The organism is Collinsella sp. CLA-ER-H10, from assembly GCF_040092475.1.
Taxonomy (GTDB): domain Bacteria; phylum Actinomycetota; class Coriobacteriia; order Coriobacteriales; family Coriobacteriaceae; genus Collinsella.
Genome location: NZ_JBBNLM010000024.1, coordinates 1 through 17,462, shown reverse-complemented (window position 1 = coordinate 17,462; position 17,462 = coordinate 1). Strand labels below are relative to the sequence as shown.

Sequence of the window (17,462 nt, the reverse complement as noted above, 5' to 3'; positions counted from 1 at the left end):
TGCCAAAACAAAAAGGTAGATTTTTAGGCATGTCCCAAAAATCTACCTTGGTTAGCGCAACAGCTCGGTGAGGTTGCGCTTAAAGCGGGCCCGGTCTTCGCTGGTAAATGCCGCCGGACCGCGAGTGCGACCGCCGGCGCGGCGCACCTTCTTTTCCTCGTGGCGAATAAACAGTTGCATGTCGATGGTCGCCTTATCGTAGACGCGCCCGCGCACGCCGATGGCGGCGGCATCGCGCCCGAGCACCATGCTCGCCAAGCCAATGTCCTGCGTCACGACTACGTCGCCCGCCTGCAGGCGTTCGACAATGGCAAAGTCGGCGCTGTCGGCGCCAACGCTCACATCGAGCGTCGTGACCCAAAATCCGCGTCGCGCGTGCTCAGCATCGCGCGGGTCGTCGCGGCGAATGTGCCGTTCTAGGTTTTGCGTGCTGTTGCCGGCGATAACAACGGCGACGCCCGCCCGCCGCGCGCAGTCAATCGACTCGCGCGTGACCGGGCAGGCGTCTGCATCAATAAAGAGCGTTCGTGGCATCTAGTGCACCAGTTTGCCAAATTGAGTAGCACGAACAATCAGCGTTACGCCAAACACCAGCAGTGCGGCGCCGCTAAAGATGACGAGCATCTTGGCCGACCACAGCGGATAGATAAACACGAACATGCCGGCGATGATGGAGAGTGCGCCGCTCAGGATGGCGAGGGCGCGGTTGGACGAAAGCTCGGACTCCAGAATGGACATGACACCTTCGACAATCCAGCCAAAGCCGGCCACGATAACCACCATCGTGGTGAGCGTCGCGGTCGAGAAGGCCTGGTTGCGCAGGATTATGGCGCCGCCCAAGATAATGAGTAGGTTGGAGATGATGCTCGTCACGCGCCAGCCGGTGGGCAGCAGCGGCTCAAAAATGGCAGTGAACAGCCTGATGGCAGCAGTGATTACAAAGTAAAAACCCAGGACAGTCGTCAAAAAGACGAGGGACTTGGCGGGTGCAAAAAGCAGCGCGATACCAGCAATGAGCGCTAAGACGCCCGTGATGGCGTAAATCCAGCGCACGGCCTTGACGGCTTTGCCCGCCATGCTTTTCTCGTCAAATCCAAACTGGCTCGATTTTTGGTCATCGTTCTTAAAGATGCCCATAATGTCTCCTTTCCGTGCGGCGTAAGCCTTGATCGTTACAACCAGTATCGCCTAAAGGCGCTGGCGTATGGGTCGGAGAGGGCGAAACGTAACCCAAAGGCCCCGAATTGTTTCCGTTGTTCCCCACGTTGCGATTTTCTATTCAACAGGTGTAGAACATTGCAGCCCTGTTCGTTATTGCCTACGTTTTAGGTTAGATTTTCCTAAGGACAATTGGCTTGTATTGGGGGTCCCTATGAACGAAGCAGTTCCCGAGGCGCCGTCGAGTGTCGAATCGATGGCAGAGCAGGGTTGCGAAAAGCTCGGCTTGGAAGCGTTTGATGCGCTGGTCCGTCGTGCCCGTACGTGCCGCCGTTTTGACGAGTCCATGCGCGTGCCGCGTGAGTTTTTGCTCGAGCTGGCAGAGCTGGCTCACCTGACTCCCTGTGGTGCCAATGCTCAGCGTCTTCGTTTTCATGTGGTGAGCGATGCCGAGGATTGCGCGCGCGTATTTGATGAGCTCGCGTGGGCCGGTGCGCTTAAGGATTGGCCGGGTCCTGCCGAGGGTGAGCGCCCGACCGGCTACATCGCGATTTTGGCCGAGCGCGCCGTTCCGGGCAAGCCCGCCGCTCCCATCACCGAGGTCGACACGGGCATTGCCGCGCAGACGATGATGCTCGCCGCCCGCAGCGCCACGCCCGAGGTGGCAGCCTGCATGTTCAAGGCCTTTACGCCCCACGCGATCGATGCCATGGGGCTCGATAACGACAAGTATGAGCTCAAGCTGATCATGGCGTTTGGCGTTCCGGCCGAGACACAGGTGATCGATGCGATCGATTCCAACCCCGACGGCTCCATCAATTATTGGCGCGACGAGGCGCGGGTGCACCACGTACCCAAGCGTCCGCTTGCCGACGTGCTGCTGTAGTTGTGCGTCGTTGCGGTGCAATCCGGCGGCAAAATCACCACAAAGGCTCCTGTCCCCTTTGTGGTGGTACGAGGGGAGGGTGTGTGGCAGATCTGTATTTGGTGCGGCATGGGCAGACTGAGCTCAATGTGCAGAGCATTTTGCAGGGCTGGCACGATTCGCCGCTTACGGCGCGCGGGCGCGAGCAGGCGCTGGCGACGCGCGCGGCGTTTGAGGCGCGCGGCGTGGCCTTTGACCATGTGTATTCCTCGCCGTTGGGCCGGGCGCGGCATACGGCCGAGCTTATCGTTGGCGAGGGCCGTTCCATTGAGCTGGTCGATGACCTGCGTGAGTGGCATTTTGGCTCGCTGGAGGGCACATCAAATCGCGAGATGCCGCCGCAGCCCTGGGGCGATTATCCGGTGGCCTTTGGCGGCGAGTCGGAAGTGCAGCTTCAGTCGCGCATGGTCGCGACGCTGTCACGCATCATGGCCAGGCCGCAGCACGACTGCGTGCTGGCGGTTTCCCATGGCTCAGCCTGCCAGGAGTTTCTTGAGTATGTGACTGGCGAGGGGGAGCTACCCGACAACGGTGCCGTGCTTCATTTTGGCTATTGCGACGGGGCGTTTTCGCTCTTGGGTTGGTAACGAACGAAAGGACCCCTATGAATAAAGATCTGTATCTGGTCCGTCATGGACAGACGATATTCAACCTTAAGCGTATCATTCAGGGGTGGAGTGACTCGCCGCTTACGCAGTTGGGTTGCGACCAGGCGGCGCGCGCCGGCATGTTTTTACGTGCGCGTGGCATTGAGCCCGATCATGCCTACACCTCCACGCTTCATCGCACCGAGCAGACTATCGCCAACTTGTGGCCGGGCTTGGCGTACGAGCGCCTGGACGGTCTGCGCGAGTGGTTCTTTGGCGACTTTGAGGCCGAGCGCGTGATGCTTATGCCCGAGCGCCCGTGGCGCGACTTCTATTGCCAGTTTGGCGGCGAGGGCCAGATGCAAGTGCGCGAGCGCATGGTGGCGACGCTGATCGAGCTTATGCAGCGTCCGGACCATACGTGCGTGCTCGCGGTAAGCCATGGCTCGGCCATCAAGGAGTTTATGGATCACGTGAAGGGTGCGGCGGCCGACGAGCGCGATCGCGTGCCGGGCAACTGCGCGGTGCTGCACTTTGCGTTTGACGACGAATCCGACACGTTTGAGCTGATTGAGATTTTTACGCAGGAGGATTACGCACGCGAGCTGGGGCTTGAACCGCTCGTGGCGGCAGCAGGCCCGCAGCGGGGATAACGTGAGCGTGGCGGCACGGGTCGCCGGCATAACTTCTCGACGCAAAAGGGGCGGAGATGCATGTACCTGCTGCATCTCCGCCTCCTGTTTGTTGAGCTGCCGATTTTTGTGCTGGGCGGTCTGGTCTTGCTAGAACCGCGCGACCTGGTGCGTGAGCAGACCTGTCGGAACCTGCGGCGCGGCGCCGCTGACCTGCGCGGCGGGGAACAGTGCGGCTACAGCAAAGTTGAACGGCTCTTTGCCCGTGTAGGTGCCGGCAGCATGGGCATCGTCGGCCAGGAGCTGTGATGCCTCGAATAGTGCGGCAGCGTAGGCAGGGTCGTCGGCCAGTGCCGGCTCCGGCGCCTGGTCGAGCATGGCACGGATGGCGCCGACGGCGTCCTCGCGCTTGACCTCCCACACGCGGTGCGTAATGCCCGCGGGGTCGGTGTCGGCGTAGAGCGACGCGCCCTCTTTGGCGGCGCCCAGGATGATATCCATGACGGGCGAGGCCTCGTAGGCGAGCGACACGGGGCGCGGCTGCACCTTGAGCTCGGCGATCGCGCGCGCGGCGGCCACGTCAGCGCTGGCATCGCCCTTGCCACCCGCAAGTACACTCGTCGGGCAGATCGCCACGACACCCGTCACACGTCCCGGCTCGCCCGAGCATTCGTACACGTAATACGCCGCACCCGGGTCCTTGAGCATCAGGCCATCGGCAATGGCTCCGCGCAGAGCATCGTTGCCGCTCAGGATGCTGCCCATTGCGGGCAACGCCTCGAGCACGCGGTCCTGAGCCGGGCGGATGCAGGGAAACGGAAGTGCTTTCATGGGCGGTCCTAACGCACGAGTCGGTTTGTTCGCGGCTTATTATGCCCCAACTTGGCCGCTCGCGTCCCAGAGCACGTTATCGGCGAGCGCGATTAGCACCTGCTGACAACGAACGATATCGGCGTGGGGCACATATTCGTTGGGCTTGTGGGCGAGTGCGAGCGAGCCTGGGCCATAGCTCATGCAGCTACGGTTACCCGTCTTGCCGGCAATGACGGCAGTGTCGGTGTAGCCGGTAAAGAAGCCGACGGTCGTGTCCGCGTCCGTCACGTCATCGGCGGCACGCTTGAGCGCTGCTAGAAGGGGAGAGTTCGGGTCGCGCTCGATGGCGGGGCGGTCGCCCGTCACGGTGTAGCTGCCATGGCAACCGGGAACGGCGGCTTCGGCGACGGCGATGGCCTGCTCTACCATGCGCGTCGCGGCGGCCGTATCGGTCGGCGGGGTCAGGCGCATGTCGATCCAGACTTTGGCGCGGTCGGGTACGACATAGGGACGGTAGCCACCTTCGATCTGTCCAAACGTGATGGTCGAAGGCCCCAGCTCATCGTGCGCGGGCAGCGCCGCGAACGCATGGCGCAGCGCGCAGACGGCCTCGGCCATGGCGGCGACGGCGTCTGCGCCCTTCCAAGGCTGGCTCGCATGTGACGTGGCGCCGGTCATCTCGATCTCGAACCACGTGCGTCCCTTGTGCGCCACCTGAATCTGTCCGTCGGTGGGCTCGGTGTCCAGCACCCATTCGCGTGAGCCGACCCAGCCGGCATCGATCGCGGCCTCTGAGCCACGCATAAAATCTTCCTCGTCGACCGAGCAGATGAGCGAAAAGCCGCGGCGGGGCAGCGCGCCATCCGCTACCACGCGCTCGAGCGTATAGACCAGTGCGGCAATGGCGCAGGCCAGGCCACCCTTCATGTCGCAGGCGCCACGGCCATAGAGTTTGTCGTTACGCACAACCGCCCCGAGTGGCGGCGTGTTTGCGTCCCAGCCATCGCCCAGCGTAACGGTATCCATGTGGCAGATGTAGACGAGTCGCGCCTCGTCGCTCACTCCCGGCACGGTAATCATAAGGTTGCGGCGCCCGGGGAGTGCTTCGAGCTCTGCAATTTGCACGGCATCGAGTACCGGATGGCTCAGCTGCGCTAACCGTTCCTCAACCAACGCTTTGATATAGCGTTCAATCTCGCCCTCATACGCACCTGGGTCGGAACTGTCGATCCGCACGAGTCTTTGCGTAAGCCGCCAAGCAAAATCTGTATCAACCATAGGCACCTCACAGATAGTTAGGTCAACATACAGATTGTATGCCAAGAAGCGGCTCGGTGCATTTAATGGAGTGCTTACAAAAACGGGGGCGCCTCTCATGCGAAAGGCGCCCCCGCGGGCATTCAATGTCAGTAACGGGCAGGCCACATGGGGAACTGCCCTTCAGATCAGCCGGCGCTACTTGATCACGCGCACGCGATACATCGAGGGAATCTGCTTGAGTGCTTCGATGGTACTGGTGTCAAGGTGCTCGTCGGTGTCGAACATGGTGTAGGCGTTCTCGCCGGCGGACTCGTTGGTCATGCGCTGCACGTTGGCGTTGTCCTTGGCAAGGATTGCCGTGATCTGGCCGATCATGTTGGGCACGTTGGCGTGCAGGCAGGCGATGCGGCTTGCGGCGCGCGCCTTGCCCATGCTGCAGGCGGGGTAGTTGACGCTGTGTGCGATGTTGCCGTTCTCCAGGTAATCCTTAAGCTCGCTGATGGCCATGTCGGCGCAGTTGGCCTCGGCCTCGCCGGTGCCTGCGCCCGAGTGCGTGGTGATAAACGTATTTGGCATCTTGACGGTCTTGGGCGTGGCAAAGTCGCAGCTAAACCAGCTGAGCTTGCCCTCGCGCAGGGCGGCGTCAACGGCGTCCTCGTCAATGATGGTCTCGCGTGCGTAGTTGATGAGCACGGCGTCCGGGGCCAGCAGGTTGATCTGCTCGGTGCTGATCATGCCGATGGTGTCGGCCTTGCTGGGCACGTGCACGGTGAGGTAGTCGCAGCCGCGGCAGAGATCCTCGAGCGTGCCCACGCGCTGCACCTCGCGGCTCAGCACCCACGCGTGCTCAACGGAAATGAACGGATCGTAGCCATAGACGTCCATGCCCAGATCGACGCAGGCGTTGGCGACCTTGGAGCCCACGTTGCCCAGGCCGATGACACCGATGCGCTTGCCCTTGAGCTCGCGGCCCACAAAGGCCTTCTTGGCCTTTTCGGCATCGACCTGAATCTCGGGGTCGTCGGCGTTGTCACGCACCCAGTTCATTGATTGCACCACGCCGCGGCTCGAGAGCACCAGCATGCCTAGGACGAGCTCCTTAACGGCGTTGCTGTTGGCGCCGGGGGAGTTAAAGACGACGACGCCCTTCTTGGCGTACTCCTCGACGGGGATGTTGTTGACGCCGGCACCGCAGCGGGCGATGGCGCGGATGCCCTCGGGCAGCTCGTAGCCGTGCAGGTCGGTCGAGCGCATCAGGATCGCGTCGGCCTCTTCGGCGGTGCTCACAAATTCGTAGCCCTCGCCAAACTCGACTTTGCCGTCCTTGGTGATATCGTCGATGGTCTTAATCTTACGCATGGAAAAACTCCTTAGCAGGTTTTGATCTAAACAGGGTGGTTTGAGATGGCTGGTCGGCCCGCGTGCTGCGGGCTAGTTAGATCGCGGGCTCAAACTATGCTGCGCTTCGAAGTCCTTCATGTACGAGGCCAGTGCCCGCACGTCTTCCATGGTTACGGCGTTGTAGACGCTGGCGCGCATACCGCCCACCAGGCGATGGCCCTTGACGTTTTGAATCTGGTGCCCGGCCGCGCCTGCGACAAAGGCCGCGTCGAGTTCGGCGTCGCCGGTGCGGAAGGTGACGTTGGCGATGGAGCGGCTGTCTGTCTGCGTGGTGCCATGGAACAGCTCGCTTTGCTCGAGCAGGTTGTAGAGCAGGTTGGCCTTGGCCCAGTTGCGCTCGGCCATGGCGGCAAGTCCGCCGGTCTCCTCGACCCACCGGAACACCTTGCCGCACACGTAGATGCCAAAGGTGTTGGGCGTGTTGAGCATGGAGCCCTTGGCGGCCTGGGCCTTAAGGTCCATGTACTGCGGTGTCTGCGCAAAGGCAGGGCCGTCGGCGATGAGGTCGTCGCGCACGATGACCACGGTCACGCCCGCGGCACCGGCGTTTTTCTGCGCGCCAGCGTAGATGAGCCCGTAGCGCTCAACGTCGAGCGGCTGCGACAAAAAGCAGCTCGAGACATCGGCGACCAGCGGCACATCGCCGCAAGCGGGCAGCTCGTGGTACATGGTGCCAAAGATGGTGTTGTTCTGGCAGATGTAGACGTAGTCGAGCCCGTCGCCTGCGGCCTCGGCGGCAATGCGCGCGTTGATGTCGGCCATGGTGGGTATGCGGTCGAAATTGGTGTCCTCGGAGCTCGCGAGCAGCATGGCCTCGCCGTACTTGGCGGCCTCCTTGTACGCCTTGTTGGCAAAGTTGCCGGTCACGACGTAGCCGGCGCGGCCGCGGCGCATGAGGTTCATCGGGATGCCCGCAAACTGCAGCGTGGCGCCGCCCTGCAAAAACAGGACATGGTAGTTGTCCGGGATGCTCAGCAGACGGCGCAGGGTTGCCTCGGCGTCATCGATGATCTGCTGGTACATGCTAGATCGATGGCTCATCTCGAGCACGGACATGCCGCAACCGCGGTAGTCCATCATCTCGTCGGCGATCTCGGCGAGCACGCTTGCGGGCAGCGCGGCCGGGCCAGCTGAGAAGTTGTGCACACGTGCCATCTTCTAGTTCCCCCTCGTAGTCGTTTGAACGTTCGGGATACTTTAGCACAGTGCAGCGTCAGGCGCGACCGCATCACAGCAAAACCCGAGTGCGCCGCTATGATTTACAGGATGGTTACATGGGGGAGAGGTGACCTTACTCCTCAGGCAAATCCAAATCTGCGAGCGAAGACATGAGGTTCTCTAGGCGCTTGATCTCTTCGCCGCAAATTAGCTACCTCCTGCCCGCTACGACGCCAGTGTGGCAATGACGGCTTCGTCGCCGGCGTATATTAGGGTGTTGCCATCGGGAATGATCGTTTGGCCGTCGCGCTTGAGCATCACTACAATAAACGGATGCTTGCCTTGCGGCACGTCGCGCAGGCGCTGGCCGGCCAGGCGACCGTGGGGCGTCACGGCGACCTCGCGCAGCGTAACCTCGGCACGCTCTTCAAACGTCGGGGCAGCCATCACCAATAGGTCGCCTTCCTCAATCACGGTATCGCCATTGGGCAGCACCGGGTGCGCGCCATCGCGCAGCACCAGGACGACGAGCATGTCCGTGGCGCTGCCAATGTCCGCGAGCGAGCGTCCGGCAAACGGATGTCCAGCGCCCACCTTGAGCTTTACAAACGACATGCCGTCCTCGTCGCGGTAGTCATTAAAGGTGCGGCGCACGTCGCCGGTCGCATCGATCATATCGAGCTTCTTCGCCACCGCCGGCAGCAGCGAGCCCTGCACCACAATGCTCGACACGGCAATCACAAACACCAGGTCAAATAGGTCGTGTCCGCCGGGAACGCCGGCAACCACGGCAAAGAGACTAAAGACGACCGAAGCTGCTCCGCGCAGGCCCGCCCAGCTTACGAGTGCGACCTGGCGGGGGTTTGTCTTAAAGGACGCCAGGAGCACGCCGACGGCGATGGGACGGCTCACGAAGAGCATAAACGCCATGAGCGCCAAGCCCGGCAGCAGCATCTGCGGCAGGCGCGCGGGCGTTACGAGCAGGCCGAGCAAGAAGAAGATTGTCATCTCTGCCATCTCGGTGAGGGTGTCAAAGAAGTGCGCCATCTCGACCTTGCCGGTGATGTCGCTGGCACCCAGCACAATGCCGGCCAGGTATACAGCCAAAAAGCCGTTGCCGCCCAGATAGCTTGGTAGCGCGTAGGCAACGATCGCCACGGCGAACAAAAAGATGGTCTGCGCGCCCTCGGCCGTTGCGTGCGCGCATTCAATCAGGCGGCCCGCCGCCCAGCCGATGGCGAAGCCCAGGCCCACGCCCAAGATAATCTGCTTGGCCAGCAGTGCGGGAATGTTGATGTCGCCGCCGGCCGCGAGTGTGGCGAGCACGGCGGTGAGCATATAGGCGACGGGATCGTTGGAGCCCGATTCGACCTCGAGCAGCGAGTCGGTGCCGCCCCTCAGCGAAAGGCTGTGCTCGCGCAGAACGCTAAAGACGCTGGCCGCGTCGGTGGATGCCACGACCGATCCCAGCAGCAGGCCGCCGATCCAGTCGAAGCCCAGCACAAAGCGGGCGAACACGCCGGTGATGCCCGCGGTGATGACGACGCCGAGCGTGCTCAGCAGCACCGCGGGCACGGCGACGGGCTTGGCGCGGTCGATGTTGGTGTTAAAGCCGCCGTAGAACATGATGAACAGCAGCGCCGTGCTGCAGACGGTTTCGGTAAGCGCATAGTCGCTAAAGTCGATATGCGCCGGGCCATTGACGCCCAGCAGCATGCCGAGCGCGATAAAGATGAGCAGGGTGGGGAAGGGGAGTTTTTTGCCGACGGGTTTGATGGTCAGGCACAGAATAATAACGAGGCCGATAAAGAGAAGGATCTGGTTCATGGATGGTGTCCGCTCCTGGGTGGTTGGCGTGGCACGGTCAGTTGTCTGCGGTTATTTGTACCCAAAGATGGTGGGTTTATGGGGTTGGATTGCGGGCGTGCGCGATATCGTCATAGACGGCCGCCGTCTTTGCCTCTGCTCGGAAACCCTTTCCAGCTTTATTGCAACGGAGTACAATGGGTAACGTTTAAGTTCAACTTGAAGTTTTAGTTGCGGCACCGGGCTTCGGCCGCAATGCAAGGAGAGGCGTACCATGGCGATCTATGTGACATCTGATGCTCACGGGCACGTGCGTGCGCTTGATGAGGCCCTGTCTAAGATCTCGTTGACGTCCGACGACACGCTGTACGTGCTGGGCGACATGATCGATCGCGGGCCCGATCCGGTCGGCGTTATTAAGCTCGTGCGTTCGCTGCCCAACGCCCACGTGCTCAAGGGTAATCACGAGCAGATCATGCTCGATGCCATCATTGGCCAGGATCCGCTCGATGCCGAGACCTGGGATATCAACGGTGGCTGGACGACGCGCGAGCAGCTCAACGACATGGAATTTGAGGCATACGAGGAGCTCGTGCGATGGATGGCCGCGCTGCCGCTCTACGCGGTGGTCGAGACTGCCGAGCGGCCGTACCTGCTGGTGCACGCCGGCATTCAGACCGAGGCGGCGCGTGCGTTTTTGCTTGAGCATGGTGTCGATTGTGCCGATGGCGTCGGTGCGGTGGGTGCCGATCGCGAGCTGCTGCAGCAGATGCTCGCGGTGCAGTCGTCCGATGACTTGCTCTGGATTCGTCACGGCTATTGGGATGTGCCGACCGGGCTGCTTTCTGCCGAGGGCAAGGGCCCGGTCGTGGTGAGCGGTCACACGCCCACGGTATCGCTTGGGCGCTATTGCGAGGTTGGCGGCCTGGCAGGGCTCGATGAGGAGTCGGGCCGCGGGCAGATTGTGCGCCTGGGTGGCGAGGATACCGCTGGTGTGCCCGATCGCATCGACATCGACTGCGCTGCCGCCACCGGCTCCGAGTTCGGCCGCGTGGGCATCCTGCGCCTGGACGACGGGGCCGAGTTCTATGCGAATATCAACCCGGGCGAATAATCGGTGCAAGGGGTAGCTAATTTTGGACGGGGCCTTTTTTGACTACTTTTGCCCTTCTGCCCGCAAATTGATTTTTCAGGGACGGGGATTAAATAATCATTTGGCTGCCCGCTGGCTAAGTGAGTAGACTTTTTTGGAAATGCCGAGCACCCAACATATTTGCCTCAATAAAACCGCTGGTCACGGACTTGTGTTTTGTCGGTGTGGTCCGGGATTCGGTAAAAGTCTACTCACTTAGTTTTGCGTGTCCGCAACGAGACTCCAGCCGGGGTGATTCTACCGCAAATTAGCTTCTCCCATCGCCGCAATTAGGCGCCGTACGGATTCCGGTCCCTCTCTATGCGTTGGCGGATGTGGGCGTACTCGATAATCAACAGTACCAGCAGTAGGGCCATGATGGCTAGGTAGCTCACGACGGCGCCCATCAGGCCGAGCAGATTGATCAGAATCACCGGGAGCACCACGCTCACGGCAAAGCAGATCAGGTAGATCTTGGTGACGTCTCCAGCGTGGCGCAGCACCGTGATGATGGCGTAGATAAAGTCGATGGCCGCGGTGACGCCGCCGGCGACGACCATCAGCAGCGCCAGCGTACGGTAGCGCTCAAAGCTGAGGCCGTACATAAAGCTCATGAGGGGAATACCGGGACCTGCCATAAATGCGGCGCACGCGCCGGTGATGACCACGATCAGTGCCATAACGGCAACAATAATCAGGTCAAAGCGACGACGCTTGCGAGGATTAGCCCAAATGCTCGACAAGCGCAGGAGCTGCGGTTTATAGATAAATCCAATGCTCAGCAAAATAGCCTGCGCCGGAAAGAACAGGGCATTAAAGTACAGCTGATATTTGTATGCCAGCGTGCCTTCCATCACAAACTTGGGCATGCTTTCAATAAGGTTGAACAGGAACAGTGCACCAAAGAGCGGGGCGCACTGGACAAACAGGTGGCCGACCTCGCGCAGGCTCACGCGGCGCGATTTTTCGGTTTCGAGCAGGGCAAGCGGCGCGGTGAACAGCACGAGCGAGGCGATTGCGGCGATGCCCATGGCCATGGCCGCGATGGGCATGCTGCGCGTGAGGAACAGCGCCACGCTGAAGACCGCGATGACGCCGACGGAGCGTAGCGTTTGACTCATTCCAGCCAAGTAGAGCTTATCGGCCTGCTGCAGGCGGCCTTCGTACACGTCGGCGACGCCGTCGATGACCTTATACAGGTAGACGCCCAGGCCGATCGTCGCCATCTGCGCGTCATAGCCGCGGGCGCTGCTATACATGAGGCCGCAGCCTAGGGCGAGCGCTCCGCAGATCCAACGATTGAGCTGGTAGGAGGCGAAGGACGTCTTTTCGTCGATGTCCGAGACCTGGAAATTGCGCACGCCGTAGTTGCATGCGATCATGATGAGCGTGCCGGTGACAAAGGCGATGGAGAACTTGCCGGCTTCTTCGGCGCCCACGAGCTGTGTGGACACGATGGTGAGCAGCGGAAACGCCAAGCCCCACACGGCGGTGCCGAGAGCGTTCCAAAGGTAATCGCGACTGGTGGCGTGCTCCTCGTATTCCGCTTCCTGCATGGAGAAGCCGCCGCCGTAGACGGCGCCGAGCAGACGGTTCCACCAAGCGTTGACCATGCGGCGGACGGGGCCGGGCTTGCGATCGCGTTCGCGCCGGCGACGTGTGGCTTGGCTGCTATCGGGCCCGCCGGCGTTGCGCTGACTCAGCTCTTGGATGCGTGCGAGTTCCTCGGCAGTGTGCGAGGCAGGGAAGAGGCCGTTCTCGATGCGGCCGCCCTGGGCCTTCGCGGCGCCGTCTCTCGATGCAGCGGGGTTGGAGACGCCGTTGCGGCGAGCGATGGCGCGGCGAATGCTATCGAGGGGCGTGATGCTCAAAGCGGAGTCCTTTCTATTGCTGCGCTCTAGTATAGACGCGACGGTGTTCGCTCGTGTTTTTGAACGGATTGTTCAATATTTTCGGCAGGCGGCTGTAATTTGTCGGTAAGTGTGCGGTATCCTGTTGAAGTTTTGTGACACCCCCCGATGCCGCCCACGCGGCACCAAGGAGCTTCTACCTATGGACGTCGCCGCATTCTTACTGGCTCTTGTGCCGATTATTTGGCTGGTCGTGATGCTGCTGTGCTTTAAATGGCCAGCTTGGAAGGCCGCTATCGGATCGTTTGTCCTTTCGTGCTTGCTTGCCTTCGCATGGTGGCACCTGCCGGCAGCGCAGATCGCGACCGCCTCGCTCGAAGGTTTTTTGATGGCTCTGTGGCCCATCGTCCTGGTGATCATCGCCGCGGTGTTCACGTATAACCTGTGCGTTCGTACGGGCGCCATGGAGGTGATCGGCAGCATGATCACCTCCATCAGCAGCGACCGCCGTCTGCTGGCGCTGCTCGTGGCTTGGTGCTTCGGTGGCTTTATGGAGGGCATGGCCGGCTTCGGTACCGCTGTCGCCATTCCCGCCGGCATGCTCGCGGGCCTGGGCTTTGAGGCCGTGCCTGCCGTGCTCATCTGCCTGCTGGCCAACGGCGTGCCCACGCCCTACGGCTCCATCGGCATCCCCACGGTGTCCGTTGCCGACCTGGTGGGTCTGGATTCCCTGCACCTGGCGACCGTCCAGCTGGTGCAGCTCGCACCGTTCTTTGTGGTGATGCCGCTATTTATTGTGCTGGTTGCGGGCCGTGTTGCCGATGACCAGGGCAATGCCGCGAGTGTGGGCGAGCGCCTGCACGGTGTTGCCGGCGTGGCGTTGCTCTCCGGCGTGTCGTTTGTCGGCGCGGCTCTGGTCGTTGCCATGTTTGTGGGTCCCGAGCTGGCCGTGGTCGTAGGCTCCATCGTGTCGCTTGCGCTGACCGCCGCGCTTGCCATGCGTGCCGAGAAGTCCGGCCACCTGGATGCGCGCTTCCACATGAATATCGAGGCGGGGGAGAAGCTCACCGTTAAGTCGGCGCTTTCGGCCTGGTCGTGCTTCATCCTGATCTTTGTGTTGCTGCTGGGCACGTCTAACCTGGTACCCGCCGTGCATGCTGCGCTCGCGCCGTTTGCGAGCCACGTGCAGGTGTATTGCGGTGAGAATCCCGGTACGCTTACGTTTTCGTGGATCAACACGCCAGGCGTCTGGATTTTCCTGGCGGCGTTTGTCGGCGGTGCCATTCAGGGCGCTTCGCCGCGCATGATGGGCGAGGTGCTGGTCGCGACTGTGAAGCAGATGACGCCGACGGTGATCACGATGCTTTCGGTACTGGGCTGCGCCAAGGTGATGGGCTATGCCGGCATGATTTCGTCGATCAGTGCGTTTTGCATTGCGGTCGCCGGCGGTCTCTACCCGATTCTGGCTCCGTGGATCGGCGCAGTCGGTGCGTTCGTGACCGGTTCGGGCACGTCCTCGGGCATGCTGTTTGGTCCCATTCAGAGCCAGGCCGCCACTGCGCTGGGTGTGAGCGACTACTGGATGGTCGCATTGAACGCCCTGGGCGTCGCCGCTGGTAAGATGATCTCGCCGCAGACCCTCGCCATTGGTCTTGCCGCCGTGCACGTGCGCGGTAAGGATGCCGAACTCCTGGGCGCGGTGCTGCCCTACGCTGCCGGCATGCTGGTCCTGATGAGCGCCATAGCCATGCTCGGCCAAAACCTGCCGCTGTAGTCGGCACTTAGGGACGTTCCTTATGTGCCGGCACTTTGGGAACGTCCCTAAGTGCCGGCATCCGGGGGCGCTCCTTGAATGTTGCCTGTTCAAGAGTGTTCCCAATGACTAGGCGTTTAAAAACGTCCCCAATGACTAGGCCGCTTGCCTGCGATTTTTGACCGTTGGGCGGGCTTGCCGCCCTTGCCGCAAAAACGTTTTTGCATATCGGGTACAACGGGCTTTACGTGAGTAAAGTGCGCGTCGCGTCCACGTGTCGCGTTTTTAAAGGAGGCCCCATGCCTGGTGTTACCCCTGCAGAAGTTCTGTCCAACTTTGGTATTACGCTCGTTGAAGATCCCGCCGAGAATCAACCCCGTCTGCTGGTGGACCTGCCGGCGGCAGAGCTTGTCGAGCACGCTATTCGTCGCAAAGAGGGCCGTATGGCTTCTAATGGCGCGCTCGTGATCGAGACGGGGGAGCGCACTGGTCGTTCGCCCAACGATCGTTTTATCGTTGACACCCCCGATGTTCACGACAAGATCGCCTGGGGTGCGGTCAACCGCCCACTGTCCGTCGAGAGCTATGAGGCCATCAAGGCCGGCATCGTCGACTATCTCAACGAGCGCGACGTGTTCGTCACCCGCGGCATGGCGGGCGCCGACCGCAACCACACGCGTCGCCTGCTCGTTGCCTGCGAGCGTGCCAGCCAAGCGCTCTTTATTAAGCAGATGCTCGCCCGCCCGCTTGCCCGTGAAATCGCACGCACCGGCGAGCCGGACTTCTGCGTGCTCGCCGCTCCCGGCTACCAGTGCGATCCCGCCATTAAGGGCCTCAACTCCAGCGCCGCCGTGGTCATCAACTTCCAGGAGCGCGTGATTTTGGTTGCCGGCACCGGTTACTCCGGCGAAATCAAAAAGTCCATCTTCAGCGTCATGAATTACCTGCTGCCCGTCGAGGACGACGTGCTACCCATGCACTGCTCGGCCAGCATGGATCCCGTCACGCACGAGACCGCCGTGTTCTTTGGCCTTTCGGGCACGGGCAAGACCACGCTTTCGGCCAACCCCACGCGGCTGCTGATCGGCGACGACGAGCACGGTTGGTCCGACATGGGCATCTTCAACATCGAAGGTGGCTGCTACGCCAAATGCGAGGGCCTGGACGCGTTCCACGAGCCCGAGATCTTCAACGCTGTCCGCTTTGGCGCGATCTGCGAAAACGTGGTGCTCGACGAGAACCGCAAGCCCAACTACGACGACATCTCGATCACGCACAACACGCGCGTGGCATACCCTGTGGAGCACATTCCCAACGCGTGGACCAAGGGCATGGGCACCACTCCAAGCGTCGTGCTCTTCCTGACCTGCGATGCCTTTGGCGTGCTGCCGCCCATCTCGCGCCTGACGGCCGACGCCGCCATGTATCACTTTGTGACGGGCTTTACGGCCAAGATCCCCGGCACCGAGGTCGGCGTCACCGAGCCCACGCCCACGTTCTCTTCGCTGTTTGGCGAGCCGTTTATGCCGCTCGACCCCATGGTCTATGCCAAGATGCTCGGTGAGCGCATCGCCGACGGCCGCACGCGTGTGTACCTGGTCAACACCGGCTGGATCGGCGGCGGCTACGGCGTGGGTCATCGCATCGAGCTTGCCTACACGCGCGCCCTGGTGGCCCGCGCCCTCGACGGTACCATCGAGGACAGCGAGTTCGTGCACGACGACATCTTTAACGTCGACATTCCCACCACGTGCCACGGCGTACCCGACGGCATCCTGGTGCCGCGCCAGTATTGGCAGAGCACCGCTCGCTACGACGAGGCCGCGCACAACTTGGCCGTGATGTTCGAGGAGAACTTCGAGAAGAAGTACTCGCACCTGCCCGAGTCCGTGAAGGCCGCCGGTCCGCACGCTCAGGTGCACGCCGACGCCCGTCATCGCGGCCACGGCCTGCTGGGACTTCGCCACTAGCGTCGCCTCAGACCCAAAACCACCATAAAGGGGACAGGCACCTTTGTGGTGGTTTTACTCGCGCGGATGACTCGGGTTACAATACGCCTAACATATCGCTCCCTTCTCCGGATGGGGGCAGCGTAAGCGCTCTTGTGGCGGCACCGTAGGACTTTGAAGGTGGCCGTCGTAAGGGCGCTTTTTGTTTAGGCACCCGGGCTCGGGCGCATGCTATGAAGGGAGAGCACATGAAGAGTTTCGTTGCCGAGGATTCGTTTTGGGAGCTATTTCCGCAGGCGGCTGTCGGTGTTGTGGTCGTAAAGGGCATGAAGCCCGCGGCTCAGATTCCTCAAGAGGACGTGGACGCGATTGCGGCGTTGCTCGACCGCGCCAATATCGACGCGGAGCGTCATCTGACCAGCGATACTATCAGCGAGAATGCGCCGGTTAAGGCATGGCGCGAGGCATATCGCCTATTCAAGACCAAGAAGGGCGCGCGTTGCTCAATTGAGAACCTGCTCAAGCGCGTGCTCAAAGGCAAGCCGGTGGGCCACATTACGCCCGCGGTGGACATCTACAACACGGTGTCGCTGTCCTACGCGCTGCCCGTAGGCGGCGAGGATTTGCACGCGATTGAGGGAGACCTTTGCCTGAAGGTGACCGACGGTGGTGATTCATTTCTGCCGCTTGGCGAGGAGACAGATGACCCGACGCTTCCCGGCGAGCTCGCCTACATCGATGATGCGGGCGCCGTATGCCGCTGCTGGAACTGGCGCGACGGCGTTCGAACGGCGTTGTCCGATGATTCGGCCGATGCTTTCCTGGCGATTGAGTGCGTGGAGCCCGAGCGGATGGGGGATTGCCAGGCCGCGATCGATCGCTTAGCCGAGCTGCTCGAGCGCTATCTGGGAGCGACGGTTGTCGTTAAAACGCTTGTGACTCGCGACAATCCCTGCGTGGAGCTGTAGCGAAGTCTGCGGATCAAACTCGACGGTCAAAACCACCACGAAGGCGCCTGTGAACTGCCTCCCATTTCTT

The 17,462-nt window shown here is 61.6% G+C and carries 15 protein-coding genes; 7 read left to right on the top strand and 8 right to left on the bottom strand.

The features are described 5' to 3' along the window. Positions 1–51 precede the first annotated feature (51 nt). Positions 52–534 carry a DUF188 domain-containing protein gene (locus AAAX36_RS08535; RefSeq protein WP_006235439.1) on the bottom strand — a complete coding sequence of 161 codons (483 nt, stop codon included), beginning with the start codon at positions 532–534 and terminating at the stop codon, positions 52–54. After that, the gene (locus AAAX36_RS08530) at positions 535–1,137 is read right to left on the bottom strand and encodes a DUF308 domain-containing protein (protein ID WP_195568745.1); all 603 of its coding nucleotides are present in this window, start codon (positions 1,135–1,137) and stop codon (positions 535–537) included. 235 nt (positions 1,138–1,372) lie between these two features. Between AAAX36_RS08530 and AAAX36_RS08525 the strand changes: the two genes are divergently transcribed. From AAAX36_RS08525 to AAAX36_RS08515, 3 genes are all read left to right on the top strand, one after another. Further along, positions 1,373–2,044, top strand: coding sequence for a nitroreductase family protein (locus AAAX36_RS08525; RefSeq protein WP_349075091.1), 672 nt, complete (start codon positions 1,373–1,375; stop codon positions 2,042–2,044). A gap of 83 nt (positions 2,045–2,127) precedes the next feature. After that, complete coding sequence (locus AAAX36_RS08520; RefSeq protein WP_349075090.1) at positions 2,128–2,670, top strand: histidine phosphatase family protein; 543 nt, start codon at positions 2,128–2,130, stop codon at positions 2,668–2,670. Between the two features lie 17 nt (positions 2,671–2,687). Next, on the top strand, positions 2,688–3,323 hold the full coding sequence (locus AAAX36_RS08515; protein ID WP_271730945.1) for a histidine phosphatase family protein: 636 nt from the start codon (positions 2,688–2,690) through the stop codon (positions 3,321–3,323). Positions 3,324–3,452: 129 nt separating this feature from the next. On the opposite strand, the gene AAAX36_RS08510 is transcribed toward AAAX36_RS08515, so the two are convergent. The 5 genes from AAAX36_RS08510 to AAAX36_RS08490 all read right to left on the bottom strand — a co-directional run bounded on the left by AAAX36_RS08510 (position 3,453) and on the right by AAAX36_RS08490 (position 9,761). Then, positions 3,453–4,133, bottom strand: coding sequence for a DUF1015 family protein (locus tag AAAX36_RS08510; protein WP_349075088.1), 681 nt, complete (start codon positions 4,131–4,133; stop codon positions 3,453–3,455). A 39-nt stretch (positions 4,134–4,172) separates the two neighbouring features. Beyond that, on the bottom strand, positions 4,173–5,351 hold the full coding sequence (locus tag AAAX36_RS08505; protein WP_349075087.1) for a M20 family metallopeptidase: 1,179 nt from the start codon (positions 5,349–5,351) through the stop codon (positions 4,173–4,175). A gap of 219 nt (positions 5,352–5,570) precedes the next feature. Further along, positions 5,571–6,734 (bottom strand): phosphoglycerate dehydrogenase, encoded by a 1,164-nt coding sequence (locus AAAX36_RS08500; protein ID WP_349075086.1) that lies wholly within the window; start codon positions 6,732–6,734, stop codon positions 5,571–5,573. A gap of 72 nt (positions 6,735–6,806) precedes the next feature. Further along, positions 6,807–7,931, bottom strand: a complete 1,125-nt coding sequence (gene serC / locus AAAX36_RS08495; RefSeq protein WP_349075085.1) for a 3-phosphoserine/phosphohydroxythreonine transaminase — start codon at positions 7,929–7,931, stop codon at positions 6,807–6,809. 228 nt (positions 7,932–8,159) lie between these two features. After that, a complete protein-coding gene (locus tag AAAX36_RS08490; protein WP_349075083.1) occupies positions 8,160–9,761 on the bottom strand; it encodes a potassium/proton antiporter in 1,602 nt (533 codons plus the stop codon). Between the two features lie 253 nt (positions 9,762–10,014). On the opposite strand from AAAX36_RS08490, the gene AAAX36_RS08485 reads away from it, so the two are divergent. Next, entirely contained in the window at positions 10,015–10,854 is an 840-nt protein-coding gene (locus AAAX36_RS08485; RefSeq protein WP_349075081.1) for a metallophosphoesterase family protein, read from the top strand. A gap of 308 nt (positions 10,855–11,162) precedes the next feature. Here AAAX36_RS08485 and AAAX36_RS08480 read toward each other — a convergent pair whose 3' ends face one another. Then, entirely contained in the window at positions 11,163–12,743 is a 1,581-nt protein-coding gene (locus tag AAAX36_RS08480; protein ID WP_349075080.1) for a lipopolysaccharide biosynthesis protein, read from the bottom strand. Positions 12,744–12,924: 181 nt separating this feature from the next. Between AAAX36_RS08480 and AAAX36_RS08475 the strand changes: the two genes are divergently transcribed. From AAAX36_RS08475 to AAAX36_RS08465, 3 genes are all read left to right on the top strand, one after another. Then, a complete protein-coding gene (locus tag AAAX36_RS08475; protein ID WP_349075079.1) occupies positions 12,925–14,496 on the top strand; it encodes an L-lactate permease in 1,572 nt (523 codons plus the stop codon). A 278-nt stretch (positions 14,497–14,774) separates the two neighbouring features. Beyond that, positions 14,775–16,445, top strand: a complete 1,671-nt coding sequence (gene pckA / locus AAAX36_RS08470; RefSeq protein ID WP_349075077.1) for a phosphoenolpyruvate carboxykinase (ATP) — start codon at positions 14,775–14,777, stop codon at positions 16,443–16,445. Between the two features lie 227 nt (positions 16,446–16,672). Further along, the gene (locus AAAX36_RS08465; RefSeq protein WP_349075075.1) at positions 16,673–17,392 is read left to right on the top strand and encodes a phenylalanine--tRNA ligase beta subunit-related protein; all 720 of its coding nucleotides are present in this window, start codon (positions 16,673–16,675) and stop codon (positions 17,390–17,392) included. The last annotated feature ends 70 nt before the right edge of the window (positions 17,393–17,462 follow it).